The sequence below is a fragment of the Endozoicomonas sp. ONNA1 genome (assembly GCF_024606325.1).
Lineage (GTDB): Bacteria > Pseudomonadota > Gammaproteobacteria > Pseudomonadales > Endozoicomonadaceae > Endozoicomonas_A.
The window spans coordinates 1-8,352 of the sequence record NZ_JAHHPN010000494.1; the positions used below are offsets into that span (position 1 = coordinate 1).

7 protein-coding genes are annotated in these 8,352 nt (G+C 49.6%); 1 reads left to right on the plus strand and 6 read right to left on the minus strand.

Annotated elements, in window-relative coordinates:
• The 5 genes from mrdA to KDK19_RS11295 all read right to left on the minus strand — a co-directional run.
• Positions 1-1,831, minus strand: a 1,831-nt coding sequence (gene mrdA / locus KDK19_RS11275) for a penicillin-binding protein 2 (RefSeq protein ID WP_257291984.1), incomplete at its 3' end; no start/stop codon positions are given.
• 18 nt (positions 1,832-1,849) lie between these two features.
• Positions 1,850-2,317 carry a 23S rRNA (pseudouridine(1915)-N(3))-methyltransferase RlmH gene (rlmH, locus tag KDK19_RS11280; protein WP_257281680.1) on the minus strand — a complete coding sequence of 156 codons (468 nt, stop codon included), beginning with the start codon at positions 2,315-2,317 and terminating at the stop codon, positions 1,850-1,852.
• Positions 2,317-2,667 (minus strand): ribosome silencing factor, encoded by a 351-nt coding sequence (rsfS, locus tag KDK19_RS11285; RefSeq protein ID WP_257281681.1) that lies wholly within the window; start codon positions 2,665-2,667, stop codon positions 2,317-2,319. The genes rlmH and rsfS overlap by 1 nt, the downstream gene beginning before the upstream one ends.
• Positions 2,668-2,853: 186 nt before the next feature.
• Positions 2,854-4,116: a glutamate-5-semialdehyde dehydrogenase gene (locus KDK19_RS11290; protein ID WP_257291985.1), complete on the minus strand. Its 1,263-nt coding sequence runs from the start codon at positions 4,114-4,116 to the stop codon at positions 2,854-2,856.
• 757 nt (positions 4,117-4,873) lie between these two features.
• Entirely contained in the window at positions 4,874-6,469 is a 1,596-nt protein-coding gene (locus KDK19_RS11295) for a response regulator (protein WP_257281683.1), read from the minus strand.
• Between the two features lie 173 nt (positions 6,470-6,642).
• Between KDK19_RS11295 and KDK19_RS11300 the strand changes: the two genes are divergently transcribed.
• Positions 6,643-7,533, plus strand: a complete 891-nt coding sequence (locus KDK19_RS11300) for an NAD(P)-dependent oxidoreductase (protein WP_257281684.1) — start codon at positions 6,643-6,645, stop codon at positions 7,531-7,533.
• A 34-nt stretch (positions 7,534-7,567) separates the two neighbouring features.
• Here KDK19_RS11300 and KDK19_RS11305 read toward each other — a convergent pair whose 3' ends face one another.
• Positions 7,568-8,065 carry a DUF29 domain-containing protein gene (locus KDK19_RS11305; RefSeq protein ID WP_257281685.1) on the minus strand — a complete coding sequence of 166 codons (498 nt, stop codon included), beginning with the start codon at positions 8,063-8,065 and terminating at the stop codon, positions 7,568-7,570.
• Between the last annotated feature and the right edge of the window lie 287 nt (positions 8,066-8,352).

Sequence of the window (8,352 nt, forward strand, 5' to 3'; positions counted from 1 at the left end):
TGGTTTTCTTCTGTTCGGCTCTGGCGAGTCTGGGGAGGAGATAAAAGTCCATCACATCCCTGGCTACGTTGGCTGCACCATTGCTGTTCTCCAATACCACAGCCATCGCTATCTGGGGATCTTCAATAGGCGCAAAAGCCACGAACAGACTATGATCCCGCTCGAACTCCTTGAGTTTTTCAGCATCATATTCTTCACCCTGAGGAATACTGACCACCTGAGCGGTACCGGTTTTGCCTGCCATTCGATACTTCAAGTCACGGCCAATTCGCCAATAAGCGGTGCCCCGATTGTAACTGACCACTTTCTCCATGCCACTGATGACCAGATCCCAATAATGGTTATCCAGCTCAATATCGTGCCCCCATTCGGGGCTTTGTAACTCTGGAATGTCTTCCTTCACCAGGCGAGGTTGTACATGTTTACCCCGGTTGGCAATCAATGTAACCGATTCAGCCAACTGCATGGGAGTCGATAACATGTAGCCCTGACCAATAATGGCAATAACGGTTTCTCCGGGATACCAGGGCTGTCCATAAGCGCCCTGCTTCCACTCTGTTGAAGGCAGCAGACCGGTTCTCTCTTCATGAATATCAATACCGCTTTCTCGCCCCATACCGAACTGACTGAGAAAATCATGGAGACGATCAATCCCCATTTTTTCAGCCATTTTATAGAAAAACGTATCATTGGAGCGCAGGATCGCCTGACTCAGATTAATCCAGCCATCACCCTTTCGATTCCAGTTACGGAAACGGTGATCACTGCCCGGAAGTTGGAACCAGCCTTTGTCGTAGATTTTTTCATTCTTATCCACTACGTTATTGGCCAGCAGCCCCAACGCTACCAGTGGCTTGATCGTGGAAGCCGGTGGGTACTCACCCAATGTCGCACGATTATAGAGCGGCTTTTCAATGTCCGTATTCAGATCATTAAATGTTACGTAATCGATTCCGGTCACAAACAGGTTGGGATCGAACGCCGGATTGCTCACCATAGCCATCACACCACCGGTCTTGGGATCAAGCACTACGACAGAACCTCTTCTTCCGTCCATCGCTTTGATAGCGGCATTTTGCAAATCGGTATCAATATACAGCTGAAGATCTTTTCCGGGTGTCGGGTTGACACGGCTCAGTACCCTGGTCACCCGCCCGCGGGCATTGACTTCAACCTCCTGATAGCCAGGCCTCCCTATAAGTGCAGGCTCATAAAAACGCTCCAGACCGATCTTGCCGACGGTGTAAGTACCGGTGTAGAGAGCCGGATCAAGATTCTTTAACTCACGTTCGTTGATTCGTCCCACATAACCGACGCTGTGGGCGAAGGAGCTACCTTCAGGGTATTCACGAACCAGCTCGGCATTGATCTCAACACCCGGCAGGCGAAACTGGTTTACAGCAATCAGAGCAACCTGCTTGTCGTTCAGGCGAAACTTGAGGGGGACCGACTCAAAAGGCCTGCTTCGTGTTATCTGCTCGAGGAAACGGCTGCGCTCATTCTCGGTCACAGGAATCAACCGGGCAATATCGTCGAGCAGTTGATCAAGATCTTCTACACGTTCCCGAACAATAGCCAGCGTTTGACTGGAGCGGTTAGTCGCCAGCAAACGGCCGTCGCGATCATAGATAAGCCCACGAACCGGAGGCACGGTCTGCAATAGAACACGGTTTTCTTCGGACTGGGTGGCCAACTCATCGTATTTAACCACCTGAAGATAGAAAAGTCTGGAAACCAGCAACATGACCAAAAGGATCATGAACACCAGTGCCAACCAGACTCGAATACTAACAATCCGTTGCTCTGCTTTGTGGTCCTTTAAGGTATTCACCGGCATCAGTTTTACTGTCTATTTGTGATAAGGGTGATTCTTGAGAATACTCCAGGCACGATAGACCTGTTCAGCAACAACCACCCTCACCAGGGGATGAGGTAAAGTCAACGGCGATAAAGACCAACTGAGATCAGCCCGGACCAACACACTGGAATGAAGCCCTTCTGGCCCTCCGACCATCAGGCTGACATTGCGGCCAGAATGCATCCACTCACCCATATTGTCTGCCAGCTTCTCCGTCGACCAGGGCTTTCCCATGATTTCCATGGCCACTATCAGGTCTCCCTGCCCTGCTGCCGCCAGCATTTGCCCGGCTTCTCTTTCCTGCAGGCGGCTGACGTCAGCTCCCTTGCTGCGCCGACACAGCGGAATCTCAACCAAATCAAGCCTGAGGTCAAAGCCCAGGCGCCGACTGTATTCCCTGTAGCCCTCATCGACCCAGGCTGGCATTTTTGAGCCAACAGAGATTAGGCGAACACGCATCAGGACTGCCCGGTAGCCTGCTGTTCCTCGCTGGGCTCCCAGAGACGTTCAAGGTCATAGAACGCACGAGTAGCCGGCATCATGACGTGTATCACAACGTCACCCATATCGACCAGGACCCACTCGGATTTTTCCTGACCTTCTGTACCCAGAGGACGGACACCATTTTGCTTGCACTTGTCAATTACATGGTCTGCTACAGACTTCACATGACGGTTGGAAGTACCGCTGGCGATAATCATGTAATCAGTTACGCTGGTCAGTTCAGAAACGTCGAGACAGTTAATGTCGTTGCCTTTCATCTCTTCAATAGCATCAATGACCAGTTGTTTCAGTTGTTCAGATTGCATATATCTCTTTAGAACTCAATAAAAATCAAAAGCCTGAACATGAATTGTACAGGCTTTTTTCATAGTTGTTTGCTGATTAAGTACCTAAGTACATAACCAGTGACCACTGTGTGCGATCATTAACTGCCACTGTGATTGATGGCAATTTTTTTGAATAAACGCAAAAACCCTTACTTTGAGAGGCTGTCAATTCCGGATATGACCGTCGCCCAATACTACATATTTTCGGGATGTCAGCCCCTCCAGCCCAACAGGGCCACGGGCATGAATCTTGTCCGTAGAAATACCAATCTCAGCTCCCAGGCCATACTCAAAACCGTCTGCAAACCGGGTAGAGGCATTGATCATGACGGAGCTAGAATCCACTTCTCTGAGGAAGTCACGGCCCCGAGTATAACTCTCGGTGATCATCGAGTCGGTATGATGAGAGCCGTAACGATTAATATGCTCAATAGCTTCACTCATATTACCGACCAGTTTAATGGACAGCACCGGTGCCAGATATTCTGTCTGCCAATCCTCTTCGGTGGCAGCCAAAACACCCGGAATAATATCACAGACCTCCGGGCAGCCTCTGAGTTCAACCCCCAATATCTGGTAGCGCTGAGCGAGTTCCGGCAGCAAGTCAGCAGCGACGGCTCTGTTGATCAGCAAGGTCTCCATAGCATTGCATACACCGTAACGGTGCGTTTTGGCATTCACGGCAATGGCCAGAGCTTTCTCCCGATCAGCCAGATCATCAATATAGACATGACAAATGCCATCCAGATGTTTGATAACAGGAACTCTGGCATCACAACTGATGCGTTCGATCAGGCTTTTGCCACCCCTTGGAATGATGACATCAACATACTCAGGCATACTGATCAGAGTCCCGACGGCTTCACGGTCAGTCGTTTCCACCACCTGAACTGCTGCTTCCGGCAAGCCAGCCGACACCAGGCCCTTGCGGATGCATTGAGCGATCGCCTTGTTAGAAGCAATCGACTCACTGCCTCCACGCAGAATCACAGCATTACCCGATTTCAGACAGAGACCGGCGGCCTCAATGGTTACATTGGGTCGAGACTCATAGACAATGCCAATAACTCCCAGCGGAACACGCATTTTACCCACCTGAATGCCACTGGGAACATACTTGAGGTCGTCAATGGTACCCACCGGATCAGGCAATGAAGCCACCTGATTCAAATTCTCGATCATGGTATCAATACGGGCATCCGTCAGTTCCAGTCGATCCAGCAACGCTGAACCCAGCCCTCGGTCGAGACCGTTTTGCAGGTCAATAGCGTTAGCTTCACGCAGCAACGTCCGAGTCGCTTCCAGCTCATTAGCAATCGCCAGCAGGGCCTTGTTTTTCAGACCTGTATTCGCTCTAGCCACCTCTGCACTGGCTTCCCGGGCTTTTTTGCCCAGTTCATGCATATACTCTGTTACCTGTTCAGTCACTGCGTGCTCCTTGTAGACCCGTCATAAACTCAGAATATTTCTCAGGGCGGTCACAACATTGCCGGACCAGACTTTCCGATTTTGCCCCCATAAAAACAGCGGTTAACTGAATACAGCCGTTTTTCCTCAGTTGGGCATTATAACCTGCCGACGGTTATACAGGAATGATGGCATGCCTGCATAGTGCCACTGAACAGCAAAATTTCTGAACCTTTCCCGTTTCGCCTCAGCGCGTCGCCCCGTAGCACTGCCTTCGCTACTGGCTGCGATCGAAGCGGCTTTGATGCTGAATGCAAAGTGACCCGAAGCCTTCGGATGTCGAAAGAGCAGAATTGTGAGGTTCTCCCGATTAATGGTCACAGCGCAAATATCTGCTATTTTGTTGGTTTCAGACCGAGGGAGCATGAAAATATCAAAGCTATTTTTTTATTATTTACATTATTCATACAGCCTGCTTTATCAGATACGGTTTTATGTGAACTGAGAATCTTTCATCAAGTGAAGGAGAAGCACTATACCCTTCGATATGTTCAGAAAGAAAGAGGCAAATATCCGTGGATCCGGTCACGCCCCGATGGCAGTTACTGTTGCAGACCGTCGTATGTTTCCCCCTTGATCGGCGGTTATATTTATTTATGCTTCAAAGATGACTGCAGTTATTATGAAGTTCTCTCATACAGTTGCCCCATCGAGGGTTCATATTATCCTCTTACTCACCCGTCATTTGGTTGTCGTTTAAGTGATGGAGCGGGAAGCGTCAGGCAATCGGCATTGTGAACTCAAAAATAGTGCCTCCCTCAGGGTGACGACTGAACGTCAGTCGACCACCATGAGAATGAATAATAGAGTGGCAAACTGTCAGACCAATCCCCATACCATCTGACTTGGTGGTATAGAAAGGCGTAAACAGTTTTTCTTCAGCATCGTCAGCCAACCCATACCCCCGGTCTATCACAGATACCTTGACGAACTGATCATCAACCTGCCCTGCCTTAACCCAGATCCCCATGTCCCGGGTGTCCTGATCTCTCATGGCCTCCATACCATTGCGAATCAGGTTCAAAGCCACCTGCTGAATCTGCACCGGATCCACTTTCACTTCCGGCAGGTTTTGCGCTACTTCAGTATGAATCTCCATACTGTTATTTCGAGCATCCACTTCAGCCAGTTTAACGGTATCACTAATCAGCTTGATCGGATCGACACAACCCAGAACATGATCAGGTTTCTTAACAAATGAGCGAATCCTGGCAATGATCTCACCAGCACGACGAGCCTGGATATTAATCTTGTCCATGGCTTCATAGAGCGAGTCGTAAACATCGTCGTCTTTATGTTCAAGCCTGACCATCATGCGCTTGGCCACCTGTGCATAGTTGGAAATGGCAGTCAGGGGCTGGTTCACTTCATGGGCAAAGCCTGCGGCCATTTCCCCCATAATACTCAGACGGGAAACATGGGTCAGTTTTTCCTTCTGGGTTTCCAGTTCGTCGAGAGCCTTTTGCAATGCTGCCTGCCCACGTTTTTTACTACTGATGTCAGTAAAGACGACTACGGCACCATTGGGTTGACCGTCCTCCATAATCGGAGTGCATGAATAACTGACCGGGAATGAGGAACCTTCTTTGTGCCAGAAGAGTGCATCATCCACTCTTATACTGACTCCTTTGTTCAGTGCCTCCTGAATGGGAGCCAGGTGCTGACTGCGTGCTTCATCTCCCGCCTCACCCAGCATCAGTTCAATCAGACCACGGTGGATGAGGGTGTCCATTGGCCAGCCCGTCATAATGGAGGCTGCTGCATTGGCAAAGGTAATCTGCCCCCGGCTATCCAGCCCGAAGATGCCTTCGTTCATGCTTTCCAGAATACGGGCCTTGTCAGCCTCTAGCTGACGATTGCGGGCAGAAAGCGCCTGCTCCAGTCGATGTATTTTGAGCTGGGTTTCTACCCGGGCAATGACTTCTTCGGCCTGAAAAGGCTTGGAGATAAAGTCAACGGCACCGGTTTCCAGACCACGAACCTTATCTTTGGTGTCATCAAGGGCTGATAGAAAAATCACGGTAATGTCGCTGGTAGCCGGATCTTCTTTCAGTTGACGGCACACTTCATAGCCGTCCATACCAGGCATCATGATATCCAGTAAAACCAGCGCTGGCCTGGCCTTGTGAGCAATCCTCAGGGCGCTTTCACCGTTTTTCGCAATAAGAAGCTTGTACCCCCTTCCACTGAGGGTCTGCAGCAGCACCTGCAAATTAGTGGGATTATCATCCACCAGAAGAATGCGCTCTACATCATCAACCGTTTCCGGAAGCGTGTCTGCCACGTACATAGTGTTCGCCAATTCGTTAATCACAGCTGGAAAAAGCATAGTCGAAGAAGCGAGCCATTCTGCCAGAATTTACCCCGCAGGGCATGGTGTCTTTACATATTTCGCGACGTGTTTTTACGACACTCAACTAGGAGCCGAAACCTATTCATGCTTCAATAGTCTCTTAATCATTAAGCCCGTGATATTGGAATGCAAGTATGAAAGTACTGGTCATCGGTCAAACCGGCCAAGTCGGCCATGAAGTCTGCAAGACCCTGACAGATAAGGGTATTTCCTGGTACGCACCGGACAGAGTGGAGCTGGATTTGTCCAAACCCGGGCAGATTCAGACCTGTTTCAGCCGCTACCAGCCAGACCTGGTCATTAATGCTGCTGCCTATAACAATCCAGTCAAGGCTGAGAATGAGCCTTCCCGCTGTTTCAGTATCAATCGGGATGCGGTCGCAGAATTGGCCGACTGCTGCCAGCGTCAGGGCATTATTCTTTTTCAGCTCTCAAGCTACAGGGTATTTGACGGTACCAAGCAAGAACCTTACAACGAAAAAGACCCCACCAACCCGACCGGTGTTCTTGGTAACAGCAGACTTCAGGCAGAGCAGCAAATCCGTGAACGGTGCGAGCGACATATTATTCTGCGCCTGTCGTGGATCATTAGTGAGCGTCGTCCCAACATTCTCAGAAGACTGGCAGAACAGATGCTGGCTAACAGGGAAGTGTATGTGACTCCGGATCAGCTCGGTTGCCCGACACCCGCCGACGATGCAGCCCGGACCATTGTCGCCATCGTTCAACAACTCGATTGTGGTGCCCGGACCTGGGGAACTTACCACTACTCCACCACTGAATCCGTTTCTGAAAGCAACTTTGCTGAAATTCTTATTGCTGAAGCGTCCCAGCACCGCAATCTGAAAGTCCGTAAGCTGATCATGGCCAATATCGAATCCAGAGAAGGTATCAAACCACCCGCCAATGGCACTCTATCCTCCAATAAGGTGCTGAACACTTTTGGCATTCATGCCCGTCCATGGAGAAGTGCCGTGGCCCGTATTGTCCGGGAAGTGTGCGACCTGACATCTTCTTCACCGTAAAGCCGAAAGAGGGTGTTAGTCAATTCTGTACAAATCAGTCATTGTCAACCTCCGGTAGCCATCCTCTTTGCATGACCTGCTCATAGCTCCAGGGGCATTGCTCTGGAAAGCTGTTTTTGTTCAGCCGCTTGGCTTTGATACTGATATATTCATTTAATTCGTCAATGGCCCGCCGTTTAGCCTTCGGGTAAGCTTTTTCAAGTGATTCCTCAAAATGGCTGCTCAATGAGGGATTTTCTTCGACATGTATCTCGATCTCTCCTCTCGGGTTGTTAATACTGGGCATCCAAGTGTAAAGAACTTTGTCTTTCACCCAAGGGTCTTTCAGTACTCGATTTTGGTAATCGTACTTCAGCAAGTGAACCAACAATATAACCAAGTGAGAGACTAACTCACGTATATGGTCTTTAATACCCAACTCTAGTTCCCCCAACAAATTCTCTATGTCGAGCTGGTCAAACTGCCGCTGAGCCAGCAAATCCCGCTGCTGGCGTAGCCACTTGTGGTAGTCAGTGTCATACAAACTCTTCATAATTCCTCCTGAAAATCCTGCTCAAGTTCGTAAATCCCGGCCCTGCTAAGCTCTTCATCCTTCGGCTCAACGCCGGGCACTTCCTCATAGGGTAAATTAATAAGCACAGTGCCAAGACAACCAAAGCTGTTTATAAGTAAGAATGTCCTTGCCCTTTTTCTCAAAATCCTCATACCGACTTAAACCAAGAAATAGCATAAGAGGTTTGCCCTGCATGCCGGGTTTACCCATCTCACATGTCAGCGGCTTGCGTTACAGGAACAGGTTGGGGGTCTGATAGCTCGTCA